This window comes from Saccharopolyspora endophytica (genome assembly GCF_018070075.1).
Classification (GTDB): Bacteria; Actinomycetota; Actinomycetes; order Mycobacteriales; family Pseudonocardiaceae; genus Saccharopolyspora; species Saccharopolyspora endophytica.
Genome location: NZ_JAGPXE010000005.1, coordinates 100326 through 115508 on the forward strand (window position 1 = coordinate 100326; position 15183 = coordinate 115508).

The 15183-nt window shown below is 71.3% G+C and carries 16 protein-coding genes; 15 read left to right on the top strand and 1 reads right to left on the bottom strand.

The features are described from left to right. Nucleotides 1–149 precede the first annotated feature (149 nt). The 13 genes from mbhE (at nucleotide 150) to KBO27_RS14180 (ending at nucleotide 12482) form a co-directional block, all read left to right on the top strand. Nucleotides 150–2471, top strand: a complete 2322-nt coding sequence (gene mbhE / locus KBO27_RS14120; RefSeq protein WP_210970467.1) for a hydrogen gas-evolving membrane-bound hydrogenase subunit E — start codon at nucleotides 150–152, stop codon at nucleotides 2469–2471. Further along, entirely contained in the window at nucleotides 2468–3007 is a 540-nt protein-coding gene (locus tag KBO27_RS14125) for an MnhB domain-containing protein (RefSeq protein ID WP_210970468.1), read from the top strand. The genes mbhE and KBO27_RS14125 overlap by 4 nt, the downstream gene beginning before the upstream one ends. Further along, complete coding sequence (locus tag KBO27_RS14130; protein ID WP_210970469.1) at nucleotides 3004–3435, top strand: Na(+)/H(+) antiporter subunit C; 432 nt, start codon at nucleotides 3004–3006, stop codon at nucleotides 3433–3435. Before KBO27_RS14125 ends, KBO27_RS14130 begins: the two co-directional genes overlap by 4 nt. Next, on the top strand, nucleotides 3432–4967 hold the full coding sequence (locus KBO27_RS14135) for a Na+/H+ antiporter subunit D (protein WP_210970470.1): 1536 nt from the start codon (nucleotides 3432–3434) through the stop codon (nucleotides 4965–4967). Before KBO27_RS14130 ends, KBO27_RS14135 begins: the two co-directional genes overlap by 4 nt. Then, complete coding sequence (locus KBO27_RS14140; RefSeq protein WP_307870406.1) at nucleotides 4960–5508, top strand: Na+/H+ antiporter subunit E; 549 nt, start codon at nucleotides 4960–4962, stop codon at nucleotides 5506–5508. Before KBO27_RS14135 ends, KBO27_RS14140 begins: the two co-directional genes overlap by 8 nt. Continuing rightward, nucleotides 5505–5771, top strand: coding sequence for an MrpF/PhaF family protein (locus KBO27_RS14145; protein WP_132685408.1), 267 nt, complete (start codon nucleotides 5505–5507; stop codon nucleotides 5769–5771). Before KBO27_RS14140 ends, KBO27_RS14145 begins: the two co-directional genes overlap by 4 nt. Next, nucleotides 5768–6115: a monovalent cation/H(+) antiporter subunit G gene (mnhG, locus tag KBO27_RS14150; protein WP_210970471.1), complete on the top strand. Its 348-nt coding sequence runs from the start codon at nucleotides 5768–5770 to the stop codon at nucleotides 6113–6115. The genes KBO27_RS14145 and mnhG overlap by 4 nt, the downstream gene beginning before the upstream one ends. 184 nt (nucleotides 6116–6299) lie before the next feature. After that, nucleotides 6300–6584, top strand: coding sequence for a hypothetical protein (locus tag KBO27_RS14155; RefSeq protein WP_210970472.1), 285 nt, complete (start codon nucleotides 6300–6302; stop codon nucleotides 6582–6584). Nucleotides 6585–6978: 394 nt separating this feature from the next. Continuing rightward, nucleotides 6979–8238 (top strand): M20 family metallopeptidase, encoded by a 1260-nt coding sequence (locus KBO27_RS14160; RefSeq protein ID WP_210970473.1) that lies wholly within the window; start codon nucleotides 6979–6981, stop codon nucleotides 8236–8238. Next, nucleotides 8235–9611, top strand: a complete 1377-nt coding sequence (locus tag KBO27_RS14165) for a M20 family metallopeptidase (protein ID WP_372448847.1) — start codon at nucleotides 8235–8237, stop codon at nucleotides 9609–9611. Before KBO27_RS14160 ends, KBO27_RS14165 begins: the two co-directional genes overlap by 4 nt. Nucleotides 9612–9695: 84 nt before the next feature. Then, nucleotides 9696–10307 carry a hypothetical protein gene (locus KBO27_RS14170; protein ID WP_246537249.1) on the top strand — a complete coding sequence of 204 codons (612 nt, stop codon included), beginning with the start codon at nucleotides 9696–9698 and terminating at the stop codon, nucleotides 10305–10307. Nucleotides 10308–10452: 145 nt separating this feature from the next. Next, nucleotides 10453–11154 (top strand): HAD family hydrolase, encoded by a 702-nt coding sequence (locus tag KBO27_RS14175; RefSeq protein WP_210970474.1) that lies wholly within the window; start codon nucleotides 10453–10455, stop codon nucleotides 11152–11154. Beyond that, complete coding sequence (locus KBO27_RS14180) at nucleotides 11151–12482, top strand: FGGY-family carbohydrate kinase (protein ID WP_210970475.1); 1332 nt, start codon at nucleotides 11151–11153, stop codon at nucleotides 12480–12482. The genes KBO27_RS14175 and KBO27_RS14180 overlap by 4 nt, the downstream gene beginning before the upstream one ends. Here KBO27_RS14180 and KBO27_RS14185 read toward each other — a convergent pair. Further along, complete coding sequence (locus KBO27_RS14185; protein ID WP_093413862.1) at nucleotides 12479–12949, bottom strand: gamma-glutamylcyclotransferase family protein; 471 nt, start codon at nucleotides 12947–12949, stop codon at nucleotides 12479–12481. The two genes, KBO27_RS14180 and KBO27_RS14185, sit on opposite strands and share 4 nt — an antisense overlap. Nucleotides 12950–13243: 294 nt before the next feature. Between KBO27_RS14185 and KBO27_RS14190 the strand changes: the two genes are divergently transcribed. Both KBO27_RS14190 and KBO27_RS14195 read left to right on the top strand, forming a co-directional pair. Further along, nucleotides 13244–14647: an NAD(P)H-quinone dehydrogenase gene (locus KBO27_RS14190; RefSeq protein WP_210970476.1), complete on the top strand. Its 1404-nt coding sequence runs from the start codon at nucleotides 13244–13246 to the stop codon at nucleotides 14645–14647. Between the two features lie 31 nt (nucleotides 14648–14678). Further along, complete coding sequence (locus KBO27_RS14195; protein WP_210970477.1) at nucleotides 14679–15068, top strand: thiol-disulfide oxidoreductase DCC family protein; 390 nt, start codon at nucleotides 14679–14681, stop codon at nucleotides 15066–15068. Nucleotides 15069–15183 lie beyond the last annotated feature (115 nt).

The window sequence follows — 15183 nt, forward strand, 5'->3', positions numbered from 1 at the left end:
GCGAGACGGGCGCGTCCAGATAACTTGTCATTGGTCGGACCTTCCGGACATCCGCGACGCCTGCTCGCGTCGCGGTGCGCGGACCTCCTGGGTGGCGAATGATCGGGCGAGGCTGGCAGGCATGACAACAGCGGTGCGGAGGAGGTGCCTTGTTCGGCTTCGTCATCGCGCACCTGTTGGTGGCCGTGCTCCTGCCGCTGGTGGCCCGGCGCAACACCCGCGCCGCGTTCCTGATCGCCGCGATCCCACCCGCCGCGGCCGCCGTCTGGCTGCTCGCGCGCACCCCGCAGGTGCTCGCGGGCCAGACGATGACCGAAACCGTGCCCTGGGTGCCGCTGATCGGCCTGAACTTCGGCTTCCGCCTCGACGCGCTCGCGCTGGTGATGACCATCCTGGTCTGCGGCCTGGGCGTGCTGGTGCTGATCTACGCCGACTCCTACTTCGCCCGAGGACGCGGTGACGCGCGGCGTTCCGCACCGCTGCTGCTGGGCTTCGCCGGAGCGATGCTCGGGCTGGTCGTCGCCGACGACCTCACCACCGTCTACATCTTCTGGGAGCTGACCACGGTCTGCTCGTTCCTGCTCGTCGGGCAGGCGGGCATCAGCCGCGAGTCCCGCCGGTCGGCGCTGCAGGCGCTGATGATCACCAGCCTCGGCGGACTGGTCATGCTGCTCGGCTTCGTCGTGCTGGGCGAGACGGCCGGCACCTACCGGATCTCCGAGCTCATCGACCGCCCGCCGACAGGCACCGCCACCGCCGTGGCCGCGGTGCTGATCCTGGTGGGCGCGTTCACCAAGTCCGCGCAGCTGCCCTTCCACAACTGGCTTCCCGCCGCGATGGTCGCCCCCACCCCGATCAGCGCCTACCTGCACGCGGCGTCGATGGTCAAAGCCGGTGTCTTCCTCGTCGCCCGGCTCGGCCCGATCTTCGAAGCGCAGCTCGAATGGCGCGTTCCGGCCGTGGTGTTCGGGCTGGCCACCATGCTCTTCGGCGGTTGGCGCGCGCTGCACGAGCACGACCTGAAGAAGCTGCTGGCCTACGGCACGGTCAGCCAGCTCGGATTCCTGATGGTGCTCTTCGGCGCGGGCAGCCACGACGCCGCGCTGGCCGGAGCGACCATGCTGCTCGCGCACGGCCTGTTCAAGGCCACCCTGTTCCTGGTCGTCGGCATGATCGACCACCAGGCGGGCACCCGCGACATCCGCAAGCTCTCCGGGCTCGCCGCCCGCCAGCCGTGGCTCGCGGCGATCGCCGCGCTGGCCGCGGGCTCGATGGCGGGCCTGCCGCCGATGCTCGGGTTCCTCGGCAAGGAGGCCGCGTTCGGCGCCTTCCTGACCGGGCCCGCAGGCGCCGCGGTCGACGTCTTCCTGGTGATCGGCTCGATGCTCACCGTCGCCTACAGCCTGCGGATGTGGTTCGGCGCCTTCGGCACCAAGCCCGGGCTCGCGCCGACCAGCGTCAAACCGGCCGACCTGCAGGCCCTGATCCCCGCCGGGCTGCCCGCGCTCGCCGGACTGGTGCTGGGCGTCGCCTACCCGGTGTCCCACGAGCTCGCCGACGGCTACGCGACCTCCTACGAGTCGGTCGGCAAGCCCGCCGAGCTCGCGCTGTGGCACGGCTTCAACCTCCCGCTCGCGCTGTCGGTGCTCGCCGTAGCCGGTGGTCTGGTGCTGCACCGGGTGCGCACCCCGCTCACCGCCTGGCGCAACCGGCTCCCGCAGCCCCTCAACGCCCAGCGCGGCTACGAGCGGATCACCGCGCTGCTGGAACGCGTCGCGGTCGCCGTCACCGCGCGCACCCAGGTGGGTTCGCTGCCCACCTACCTCGGCATCGTCCTGGTGACCGTCGTGGCCATCCCCGGATCGGCCCTGCTGATCCAGTTCACCGTGCCCGACGACCTGCGCGCCTACGACAACCTGCTGCAGGTGCCGCTGAGCCTGGGCGTGGTGCTCGCCGCGCTGGCCGTGCTGCGCGCCCACCGCAGGCTCACCGCGGTGCTGCTGGTCGGCGTCATCGGCTACGGCATCGGCGGGCTGTTCATCGTCGACGGAGCCCCGGACCTCGCGCTCGCCCAGTTCCTGGTGGAGACGCTGACCGTCGTGGCGTTCGTGTTCGTGCTGCGGCGGCTCCCGGAGCGCTTCTCGCAGGCCGACTCGTCGAAGGCCATCCGGATCCCCAAGGCGATCATCGCCACCGCCGCCGGGTTGTTCGTCGCGCTGGCCGCGATCGGGTTCAGCTCGGCCCGCCAGGCACCGCCCGAGGCCAGCCAGTACTTCATGGACCACGCCGAGAAGGGCGCCGGGGCCACCAACGTGGTCAACGCGATCATCGTGGACTTCCGCGCCTTCGACACCGTCGGCGAGATCGCGGTCCTCGCGGTCGCCGCGACCGGTGTCGCCAGCCTGATCCTGGCCTCGCGGCACGAACGCCGCAGGCGCGAGCAGACGCAGCAGCAGGAGGTGCGCAAGTGAGTCCCTCGACCAAGCCGTCATGGACGAACTGGGACGCGCCGACCGAGCGCTGGCTGCTGTCCGGTTTCCGCCGCGAGGGCCAGGCCCGCTCGGTGCTGCTGGAGCTGGTCGCGCGCATCGTGTTCCCGACCGTGCTGGTGCTGGCGATCTACCTGCTGTTCGCCGGGCACGACCGCGCGGGCGGCGGCTTCAGCGGCGGCCTGGTGGCCGGGCAGGCGTTCCTGCTGCGCCACCTCGCCGGTGGCCGCATGGACGACAGCGCCGTGGTGTCGATGCGACCGCCGGTCCTGATCGGCCTCGGCCTCACGATCGCCTGCGCTGCGGCGTTCCTGCCGCTGATCTTCGGCGGTCAGCTGCTGGAGACCGCGATCTACAAGTTCACCCTGCCGCTGCTCGGCGAGATCAAGTTCGTCAGCAGCGTCGTCCTCGACACCGGCGTGTTCCTGCTGATCGTCGGCGTCGTGCTGGACCTGCTGCGCACCCTCGGCTCGGGCATCGAGGCCGATGCCGACGCGGCGGCGAGGGGGCGCCGATGACCATCAACCTGACCGTGGCGTTCGCCATCGCGGTCCTCTACTCGGTGGGCTTCTACCTGCTCATGCAGCGCTCCCTGATGCGGATCCTGCTGGGCATCGTGGTCCTCGGCCACGGCTCGAACCTGCTGCTGCAGATCGCGGGCGGCCCGCCCGGACGTCCCCCGATGCTCGACATCGCCCGCCCGGAGGAGATGACCGATCCGCTGCCGCAGGCCATGGCGCTGACCGCCATCGTGATCACCTTCGCGCTCACCACGTTCCTGCTGGCGCTGGCCTACCGGTCCTGGACGCTGCTGGGCCACGACGAGGTCCGCGACGACGTCGAGGACCGCCGGATCCAGCGGCTGGAGAAGCGGCTGGAAGCCGGTGAGGACGAGGACGAGGACGACTCGACGGAGGACGAACCGGCGAAGGAGGCGGCGCAGTGACGGTCCTGGTCGCCCTGCCGGTCCTGCTGCCGCTGGCCGCCGCCGGGCTCTCGCTGGCCCTCGGCCGCTTCGCCGACGTGCAGCGCATCCTCGGCCTGCTCGTGCTCGGCGTGATCATCGCCGACGCGGCGGTGCTGCTCTACACGTCCGACCAGAGCGGCCCCGTCGTGCTGCAGATGGGCGCCTGGCCGGCTCCCTTCGGCATCACGCTCATCGCCGACCGGCTCTCATCGCTGCTGCTGCTGGTGTCCTCGGTCGTGACGTTCGCGGTGCTGATCTACTCGATCGGCCAGCGCATCACCGACTACGGCCGGGAGCGCTCCAGCACGACGTTCCACCCGATGTACCTGATGCTGTGCGCGGGCGTGTCGCTGGCGTACCTCACCGGCGACCTGTTCAACCTCTTCGTCGCCTTCGAGATCATGCTCAGCTCGTCGTACGTGCTGATCACCCGGCGAACCACCTCCACCCGGGTCCGCGCGGGCATGACCTACACGATCGTCAGCCTCGCCTCGTCGCTGCTGTTCATCACCATGATCGCGCTGGTCTACGCCTCGACCGGCACGGTCAACCTCGCCGACCTGGGCACCAAGGTCGCCGACCTGCCGCGCGGCCTGCAGATCGCGCTGGCGCTGCTCGTGGTGATCGTGTTCGGCGTGAAGGCCGCGATGGTGCCGCTGCACTTCTGGCTGCCGGACAGCTACCCGACGGCGCCCGCGCCGGTCACCGCGGTGTTCGCGGGCCTGCTGACCAAGGTCGGCATCTACGCGCTGATCCGCACCCAGACGCTGGTGTTCGCGCACTCCGAGACCTGGGACCTGATGCTCGGCATCGCGCTGATCACCATGATCGTCGGCGCGCTCGGCGCCCTCGCGCAGAACGACCTCAACCGGTTGCTGTCGTTCCTGCTGGTCAGCCACATCGGGTACATGCTGTTCGGGCTCGGCGTCTACAACGTCGTCGGCCTGACCGGCGTGATCCTCTACGTCGTCCACCACATCACCGTGCAGGCGACGTTGTTCCTGGTCAGCGGTCTGATCACGCGGCACAGCGGAACGGTGGCGCTGACCCGCATGGGCGGCATGGCCAAGGCGACCCCGCTGATCGCGGTCCTGTTCGCGCTCCCGGCGCTGAGCCTGGCGGGCGTGCCGCCGTTCTCCGGTTTCGTCGCCAAGCTCGCGCTGCTGCAGGCGGGCATCGGCAGCGGGACCATCACCGGCTACGCGGTGACCGCCGGTGCCGTGCTGACCAGCCTGCTGAGCCTCTACGCGATGGCGCGGGTGTGGACCAGGGTGTTCTGGGGCCAGGTGAAGGCGCCCGCGCCGGACCCGGACCCGACCGACGAACTGGTCGTCGGCACCGCCAGCTCCAGTCGTCCGATGCTGGCGGCGACCGGCGTGCTCGTCGTGTCCAGCCTGGTGATCGCCCTGGTCGCGGGCCCGCTGGGAGAGATCGCGGGCCGGGCGGCCGGGGACCTGATGCACGGCGAGATCTACCGGACCGCGGTGCTGGGAGGTGGTTCCGGTGGGTGAGCGCATGCCGAAGCACAAGCGGCTGCTGCGCCGGGTTCCGCTGGTGATCTGGCTGACCGCGGTGTGGGTCCTGCTGTGGGGCACCTTCGACGTCGGCACGCTGTTCTTCGGCGTGCTGGTGGCGCTGCTGGTGACCCTGCTGTTCCCGCTGCCGATGATCCGCACCGGCATGGTGCTGCGCCCGCTGCCGATGCTGCGGCTGATCGGCTACCTGGCCTGGGACCTGGTGATCTCCACCCTCCGGGTGGCCTGGCAGGCGGTGTGGCACCGGCGCAGCGCCAAGGCGGGCATCGTGGCCAGCACGCTGCGCAGCGACTCCGACCACGTGATCGCGATCGTGGCCAGCGCGGTCTCGCTCGCGCCGGGCAAGTTCGTGCTGCAGATCGACCGGGTCAACCGCACCTGCTACGTCTACGCGCTGGGCCTGCGTCCCGGCGAGGAGGACTCGGTGCGGCGCGAGATGTGGTTCCTGGAGCGGCTGGTCGTCGACGCGGTCGGCTCCGCCGGACAGCGAGAACTGGTCAGGGGTGATGCGGGATGAGCTGGGTCTTCGCCGTGACCTTCGTACTGCTGAGCGTGGCGGGGCTGCTGGTGGTCGTCCGGCTGCTGCTCGGCTCGACCACGCTCGACCGGATCGTGGCCGTCGACGTGCTGGTGACGCTGGTCGTCGCGGGCACCTGCGTGGGCATGGGCCTGCAGCAGGACGGGTCGAACATCGCGCTGCTGGCCGCCTTCGCGCTGCTGGCCTTCATCGGGTCGATCAGCACCGCGAAGTTGATCGAGAAGAAGGAGCCGTACCGATGAGCTGGACGGACGTCCTCTCCGCGATCTGCCTGATCGGTGGCGCGCTGTCCTGCCTGTTCGGCGCGATCGGACTGCTGACCTTCCCGGACGTGACCGCGAGGCTGCAGGCCGCCACGAAACCGCAGACGCTGGGCCTGATCCTGATCCTGATCGGCACCGGAGTGCAGCTGAACCTCGGCTACGCCACCGGATTGATCCTCGTTGGACTGTTCCAGACGCTCACCGCGCCGGTTCTCGCGCAACTGGTGGGACGGGCCGCTTATCGCACCGATAGCGTGGACCGGGACACCTTGATCGTCGATGAACTCGGCGAGCGAATCGATCGTGAACCGGGAGTTCGCTGAACCGGCGGTTGTCGCTCGCCGGTCGATCTAGGACTGTCCTCACTGGGGGGAGTCGACCTCGTTCGCTCGCGGCACGTGTTCGATATGATCGACTCCGACCGGAACGGGTGACCCTGGACGGGGTCGCGGAACACGACCCGGATGTGTCGGTGATCCGGCGCGACGCGAAGGATGTGGAGCCATCATGTGGCGGATCGGCCGCCTGCTCGCGGGACTTGCGATCGCGTTATCCCTGCTGCTCACACCCTGGGCGGCGGCGAGCCCGGCGGCCGGGCAGGCCGAGGTCGCCCAGGTCGCCGTCGTGGCCCAGCAGCCGACGCCGGAGTCCCCCGCGCCCGAGCGCGAGACGCAGGCCGAGCGCAACCAGCGCACCGCGATGGGGGTCGCCGGTGTGGTGCTGATCGGGCTCGTGCTGCTTTCCCGCAAGGTCCGGAAGAAGCCGATGCTGTTCTTCGAGAAGAAGAAGTAGGCATTCCTAGAAAACAGACCGAAGCGTCGGTTTTCGCTCTTTCTTCACTACCAATTTCCGCCATGGACTAGACCTGACGGCGAACCTGTGGGATTTTCACCCTGATCGTGCGTGCGGAGTCATTCCGCACGCTTCCTGGGTGAGTAACCCATTGAGACGTGGGTCGGCGCCGGGAAGCCCCCCGACCGGTGCCGGCCCACACCCATTCCCGACCTTGCGCCGGGAATGTCCGTCTCGGTCCGTGGAATTGCGTGGAATTCAACAAATATGTGAATTCACCTTTTTCTGTCCAGCTGAAGTCTCGCCACCCGTTCGGCGCAGCTGGCCTACCGGTGGTCGCCACGTAGCGTGCTCGTCCCGCGCCGCTGATCCTGCTGATGCAGGATGAACGCACATGCGTACCACCCCGCCCGAAGATCAGAGCGCGCCCGGAGGCCGAACCGCGCTGCGCGACCGCTGCCGCGACGTCGTGCGCCGGAACGAGGAGGCGCTGACCGGGCTGTCCCGCAGCATCCACGCCGAGCCGGAGACGGCCTTCGCCGAGCACCGCAGCGCCGCCAAGGTCGCAGCGCTGCTCGCCGAGCACGGCTTCGCCGTCCAGGCCCCCGTCGCCGGCCTCGACACCGCGCTGGTCGCCGAGCGCCGCAGCGGTGACCTCGTCGTCGGCATCTGCGCCGAGTACGACGCGTTGCCGCAGGTCGGACATGCCTGCGGGCACAACGTCATCGCCGCCTCCGCCGTGGGCGCCGCCCTCGCGCTGGCCGAGGTCGCCGACGAAGCCGGGCTCACCGTCAAGGTGTTCGGCACACCGGCCGAGGAGACCGGTGGCGGCAAGGTCGTGATGATGGAAGAGGGCGTCTTCGACGACGTCGCCCTGGCGATGATGGTGCACCCCGGGCCGGAGGACATCTGCCTGCCGAGCTCGCTGGCCATCACCGACCTGGAGGTCCGCTACACCGGCCGCGCCGCGCACGCCGCGGCCGCGCCCGACCTCGGCATCAACGCCGCCGACGCGCTCACCGTCGCGCAGGTGGCCATCGGACTCCTGCGGCAGCACCTGGAGCCGCAGCAGATGGTGCACGGTATCGTCACGGAGGGTGGCGCGGCGCCGAACATCGTGCCCGCGCGCACCGCGGCGGTCTACAACCTGCGTGCTGCCGAAGCGCGCTCGCTGCAGCGCCTGGAGAACCGCATCCGGGCCTGCTTCGAAGCGGGTGCGACGGCGACCGGATGTTCGCACGAGATCGTGCAGATCTCCCCGGTCTACGCGGAGCTCGCCTGCGACCAGTGGTTGTCGGAGGCGTACCGTCGCGCGATCACCGATCTCGGGCGTGAACCGCTCGATCGGAGCACCGAGCGGGGCCGGGTCATCGGCAGCACCGACATGGGCAACGTGACCAGGGCCTTGCCCGCGATCCACCCGATGATCGCGGTGGAATGCGGAGACGCGGTCAACCACCAGGCGGAGTTCGCCGCGGCCTGCGCCACTCCCTCGGCGGACCAGGCGGTCCTCGACGGGGCGGTGGCGATGGCCTGGACCGCGCTCGCGGCCGTGCTCGACGGCACGCAGCGCGAACGGCTGCTCGCCGGTGTCGCCGGCCGCGCTGGAAAAGGTTCGACCGAACAGTTCTGCACGTCGGGAGGCGTGGCGTGACCGTGGTGGATTCTCGTGGCCCGGACCCGGGCCAGCGCCCGAACCGTGACGGTTCGGCGGTGACGGACGAGGAGTGGGCCGTCGCCCAGGCGACGCTGGTGGCTGACGAGCCGATCGGCGCGACCGAAAGCACGATTGCGGACATGGATTCCCGCTTCGGATCCAGTGTGGAGTCCGTCGTGCCCGACATCGGTGCGGGTCGCGGACCGTCCTGGCTGGACGCCTGGTTGAACGCGAACGCGCATCGCGTGGTCGCCTGGCGCCGTCACATCCACTCCCACCCGGAGCTCTCCCGCGCCGAGCACCGCACCACCGCGTTCCTCGTCGACCAGCTCGGCCGGATCGGCCTGTCGCCCCGCCTGCTCCCCGTCGGAACCGGTCTGACCTGCGACATCGAGGGAACGAGCGCCGGTCCCACGATCGCGCTGCGCGCCGACATCGACGCGCTGCCGCTGACCGAGGCCACCGGCCTGCCGTACTCCTCCACAGTGGAGGGTGCCTCGCACGCCTGCGGCCACGACGCCCACACCACCGTCGCGCTCGGCGCCGCGATGGCCCTGGCCACCGCCCCCGACCTGCCCGGACGCGTGCGGATGATCTTCCAGCCCGCCGAGGAGGTCATGCCCGGCGGCGCGCTGGACGTGCTGGCCAGCGGCGCGCTGGACGACGTCGACCGGATCTACGGCCTGCACTGCGACCCGCGCCTGCCCGCGGGCAGCGTCGGAACCCGCGTCGGACCGATCACCTCCGCCACCGACCTGCTGGAGCTGCGGCTGACCTCGCCCGGCGGGCACACCTCGCGGCCCCACCTGACCGCCGACCTGGTGCACGCCCTGGGCAGCGTGATCACCGGCCTGCCCGCGCTGCTGTCCCGCCGCGTCGACCCGCGCACCGGGACCGTGCTGACCTGGGGCGCGGTGCACGCGGGTGAGGCGCCCAACGCCATCCCGCAGGACGGGGTTCTCACCGGCACGCTGCGCACCGCCGACCGGGACACCTGGGCGAAGCTGGAACCGCTGGTCCACGAGCTCACGCAGAGCCTGCTCGCGCCGCTGGGGGTCGGCTTCGACCTGCAGCACCGCCGCGGCGTCCCGCCGGTGGTCAACGAGCGGGACAGCACCGAGCTGATGCGCGCCGGGATCACCGCCGCGCTGGGGGAGCAGGCGCACGCCGACACCCCGCAGTCCTCGGGCGGCGAGGACTTCGGCTGGTACCTGGAGCACGTGCCCGGCTCGTTCGCCCGCCTGGGCGTGCACTCGGGCAGCGGACGGATCAAGGACCTGCACCAGCCGACCTTCACCCTCGACGAGCGGGCGCTGCTGGTCGGGATCCGCACGATGGTCCACACGGCACTGCTGAGCCTGCGGAGCTGACGGAGCGGGCGGCGGAATTCGCCTGATCGAGGTGTATCCGGGCTCGGGGTGCATCTGTGGGCGGTGTTCGCGCCTCTTCTCAGCATGAGGACGAACATCGACCGCCCGCAGTTCCTGCCCGCACCCGACCCGCAGACCCCGCAGCGCCGGCACGGGGCGTTGCCGCGCCACGAGGCCGAACGCCTGCTCGGCGCCGCCGATCTCGCCGAGGCGTTGGAGACGGGCCAGTGGGTCCAGCCCTGGCCAGGCGTGGTGCTGCCGGCCGCGCTCCTGCGCGATCCGATGGCCAGAGCCGCGGCGGCCCTGCTGCGCGCCGGTGATCAAGGGGTGATCTCCGGGCCGACGGCCGTGGCCATGCACGGCTGCGGCCCGGTCGAGGACGCCGTGCACGTGACCGTGCCCTACGACCGGGAGCTGCGGTCGCACGGCGACATGGTCGTGCACCACGCCTGGTTCCGGGAGACCGAGGTGATCGAGCTCGACGGGCTCCGCGTGCAGGCGCTGGACGTCGCGCTGGCGGACGTGCTGTGCTCCGGTCCGCAACGCCGCGCGCTGGACTGCCTGGAACGCGCCCTGGGGCGGCTCGGCTCGGGTGCCGAGCACTTCCGCGCGCTGATCGGGGAGCGGCTGGCCCGTCGCCGGGACCGGCGCGGCACCCGGAGGGCCTGGGCGTTGCTGGAGCTGGCGTGGGCGTGACCGGGTGCGGCGTTCGCGAGCGCCGCACCACGAGCGCACTGGTAGTTATCACATCAAATGCTGTTAATTCTGTCGCTCCCGATGTTATTTTGGGGGTGCAGGGTGCCACCTCGGTCCCCTCGGACCGCGAGCGAAAGGACCGGACGTGCCGGCCGATCCCACCACCGGAGCCGAACCGATCGACCTCGTGCTGCTCGACGTGGGCGGCCCGGTCTACGACGATGCCGCGTACCGTGACGCGCTGCTGCGCGCCACCCGCGAACTCGCGGCCGAGGAGGGCGACGAGGTCTCCGAGGCCGAGTTCTTGCGCCTCTACGACGAGCGCAGGCAGGCCCAAGGCGGCTCGCTGCGCACGGCGATGGCGCAGCGCTTCCTCACCGTGCAGGACCGGCAGCGGCTGTCGGACCTGGCGGAGCGGTACTGGGAGTACCCGCCGGAAGCCCTCCACGACGACGTCCTGCCCGCTCTGCGCCTGGTCGGCGAGCGCTACCGGATCGCCGTGGTCGCCAACCAGCGCTCCGTCGTCGTCGACGCGCTGCGCCGCGACGGCGTCGCCGAGCACATCGACGTCTGGGCCATCTCGGAGACCGTCGGTGCGGAGAAACCCGACCCGCGGATCTTCCAGCACGCCCTCGACGAGGCCGGTGTTCCGGCGTCCCGCGCGGTGCACGTCGGCAACCGCCTCGACACCGACGTCCGCGGTGCCCAGCGCATGGGCCTGCGCACGGTGTGGGTGCTGCGCGGCGAAGCGCCACCCGCGCCGACGCCCGAGCAGCTCGCCGAACCGGACATCGCCGTGCACTCGCTGGCGGAACTGCCGGGTGCGCTGGAGAAGCTGGCGTCATGACCGGCGAGCTCGTCGCCGGTGTGGACGTCGCCACGGCCACCGTCCGGGTGCAGGTCCACGACCCGGCGGGCGCGCTGCTGGCCCAGTCCTCGCAGCCGCTTCCCGCGCCCGTGCGCTCGCCCGGCGGGCGTTCGGAGCAGGACGCCCTGTCGTGGTGGCCCGCCGCGCGCGACTGCCTGGCCGAGTGCACCCGCCTGCTGGGCGCGCGCAGCGCCGAGATCACCGCGCTGGCGATCTCGGCCACCTCCGGCACGGTCGTCGCCGTCGACGCCGACGGCGAACCGGTCGGCCCCGCGCTGATGTACGACGACCGCCGCGCCCGGGTCTCCTGGTTGGCCGACAACCTCCCGGCGGGGGCCGAGCAGATCTGCCACACGCCCGAGGTGATCGCCCGGCACCTTGTTGGGCACCCGGTCGCCACCGACACCAGCCACGCGCTCAAGAGCGGTTACGACGCGGCGGCGGGTGAGTGGGCGGCAGGCGCTCCCGTCGCGCTGCTGCCGCGGGTCGTGCGTCCCACGACGGCGCTCGGCCAGGTGGGGCGCGAGGCCGCGGGGCTCACCGGGCTGCCGGTGGGCTGCGAGGTTCGCGCGGGCATGACCGACGGGTGCGCCGGGCAGCTGGCGACGGGCGCCGTCGACGCCGGGCAGTTCGTGACCGTGCTGGGCACGACGCTGGTGATCAAGGGCGTGTCCGAGAAGCTCGTGCACGACCCGACCGGAGTCGTCTACAGCCACCTGCACCCCGAAGGCAGGTGGCTGCCCGGCGGGGCCGCCAACATCGGCGGCTCGGCGCTGTCCGATGTGGACCCGGCCGAACTGCCCGAACTGGACGCCGCGGCCGTCGCGAACGGACCGGCGAGCGTGCTCAACTACCCGCTGCGCGGGCGGGGCGAGCGGTTCCCGTTCCAGGCGCCCGAGGCGGAGGCGTTCCTCGTCGGCGCGCCGCGGGACCGCGTGGAGGAGCACCGCTCGCGCCTGGAGGGCATCGCCTTCTGCGAACGCCTCGCGCTGGAACGCCTGGCCACGTTGGGCGCGGTGGCCGAAGGGCCGGTGCGCACGGCGGGTGGTGGCGCGCGGAGCACGGCCTGGTGCCGCGTCCGGGCCTCGGTCCTCGACCGGCCGGTGCTGCGCGTGCTCGGCGCCGGAACGGCTCTGGGCGCGGCGCTGCTCGCGGCCACCGGTTCTATCCACCCGGACCTGAGCGCGGCGGCGGCCGCGATGGTGCCGGAAGGCGAGCTCGTCGAGCCGGACCGGGCGGAAGCGGACGCGCTCGACTCCACCTACGAGCGGTTCGCGGCGCAGCTCCGCGAGCGCGGCTGGCTCTAGAGCTCGCGGGGAGAGCCGGGGCCCACGTTGTGGCAGGGGCGTTTCCGGAGCTTCTCGACGTAGTCCTCGGGGGCTCCGGCGGCTTCCGCCGCGTCGGCCATCACGCCGAGGTAGCGTGCCGAGGGCAGCCCGCCCTCGTAGGCGTCGAGCACGTACAACCACGCGAGCACCGGGCCGTCGAGGGTCTGCACCATCAGCCGCAGCTTCTTGTGCATCCCGAGCTCGGCGCCCTCCCAGTTGTCCAGGTTCTTCTCGTCTTCCGGGCTCACGTCGTAGAGCACCGTGAAGACCTGCGAACCGGGCTGCTCGACGATGGTCGCGAGGGCGCCTTCCCAGCCGTAGTCCTCGCCGCCGAAGGTCAGCCGCCAGTCCATCAGCCAGCCGCTTCCCGCCAGCGGGGAATGCGGGGCGCGCTTCAACATCTGGGCAGGATCCATGTTGGATCCGTACGCGGCGTACAGAGGCACGCCCCACAGGGTAGCGATCCGTTGGCCGAAAAGCGGACCGGAGGGCAGCACGAATGTGGGTTTCTCGGTCATCCGGCATCCCGGCCGCGAGCCGGAGAACCTGCGCACCGGCATTGATCACAGGCGGTGTCGGCGGGTGGGAGTGGTCTTCGCCACGATCACCCGTCCCGGTCGGTACCACCCGGTTTGCCCGGACTCGTCGCGGCGTACCGTGAGTCCGGCGCCCATCGGTGTAATCGGTGACCACCGGCAACGGGGTGCCCTTCGGCCAGGTGGACTCAGGAGGAGCGCGAAGTGACCCGCATCGTGATCATGGGCGGCGGACCGGCGGGCTACGAGGCGGCATTGGTCGCCGCTTCCAACGGAGCGGACGTCACGCTCGTCGAGCCGGAAGGTCTCGGCGGGGCCTGCGTGCTCTACGACTGCGTTCCTTCGAAGACCTTCATCGCCTCCGCCGGGGCTCGATCCTCCTTCCGCGACGCCGAGGAGCTCGGCATCCGGCCCTCCTCCCACGAAGCCGACGTCGAGGTCGCCGTCGTGCACGGCCGGGTCAAGGGCCTGGCCCTCGCGCAGTCGGCCGACATCCGCTCCCGGGTGCGCCGCGAAGGCGTCAAGATCATCGCTGGCCGGGCCCGCTTCACCGACCCGACGCCGGGCATGGCCGTGCACCAGATCGGCGTGGACCGCGCCGACGGCACCTACGAAGAGCTCACCGCCGACGTCGTGCTGATCGCCACCGGCGCCACGCCCCGCATCCTCAAGGGCGCCGAGCCCGACGGTGAGCGGATCCTGACCTGGCGCCAGCTCTTCGACCTGCCGGAAATGCCCGAGCACCTGGCCGTCATCGGCTCCGGTGTCACCGGTGTGGAGTTCGCCTCCGCCTACACCGAGATGGGCGTCAAGGTCACCATGATCTCCAGCCGCGACCGCGTGCTCCCGCACGAGGACGCCGACGCCGCGGCCGTGCTCGAAGAGGTGTTCGCCGAGCGCGGCACCGAGGTCGTCAAGCACGCCCGCGCCGAGTCGGTGCAGCGCACCGAGAAGGGCGTGGTCATCCACCTCGCCGACGGCCGGAAGGTCGAGGCCAGCCACGCGCTGATGACGGTGGGCTCGGTGCCCAACACCAGCGACATCGGCCTGGAGAAGGTCGGCATCGAGCCCGGCCGGGGCGGCTACGTCGAGGTCGACCGCGTGTCGCGCACCGGCGCCCCGGGCATCTACGCCGCCGGTGACTGCACCGGTCTGCTGCTGCTGGCCTCCGTCGCCGGCATGCAGGGCCGCATCGCGATGTGGCACGCGCTGGGCGAGGGCGTCACGCCGATCAAGCTGAAGACGGTGGCCGCCAACGTCTTCACCCACCCCGAGATCGCCACGGTCGGCATCAGCCAGCAGGCCATCGACAGCGGCGAGGTCCCCGCGCGGACCGTGATGATGCCGCTGGCCACCAACCCCCGCGCCAAGATGGAAGGCCTGCGGCGCGGTTTCCTCAAGGTCTTCTGCCGCCCGCAGACCGGTGTGGTCGTGGGCGGCGTCGTGGTCTCGCCCAACGCCAGCGAGCTGATCCTGCCGATCGCGCTCGCGGTGCAGAACCAGGTGACGGTGGACAACCTGGCCAACACCTTCTCGGTGTACCCGTCGCTGTCGGGTTCGCTCACCGAGGCCGGCCGCCTGCTGATGCGCCACGACGACCTGGACTGACGCAGCGCCTCCCGTGGGGGAGGATGGCCTCGTGGCCGAACGTCCGGTGCTGATCTACGACGGCGACTGCGGGTTCTGCACCCGCAGCGTCCGCCTCGCCGTGCGCCTGCCGGTGCGCATGCGGGTCCAGCCCTGGCAGGAAGCCGACCTCGCGGCGCTGAACGTCACCGAAGCCCGCGCCGCTCACGAGGTCCTCTGGATCGACCGCTCCGGCCGGGTTTTCGGCGGCGCCGCAGCGGTGGCCGAACTCCTCAAGTCCGGCCGCGCCCCCTGGCCGCTGCTGGGCGGGCTCATGTCGGCGCCGCTGCTGCGCACCCTCGCCGACCGCCTCTACCGCTGGGTCGCCGACCACCGCCACCGCCTGCCCGGAGCCACCCCGGCCTGCCAGCTCCCGCCCGAACAACGCCCCCACCGAGACTGACCCCGCGGAAAATCGCGCGACACCTCTCGTGGCTCCGGGCTAATCTCGGCTCGTGCAGTGGCAGCTCTACCTCTGATCAAGACCGCCTGAAGCGGCCTCACCGCGCGCGGATCTC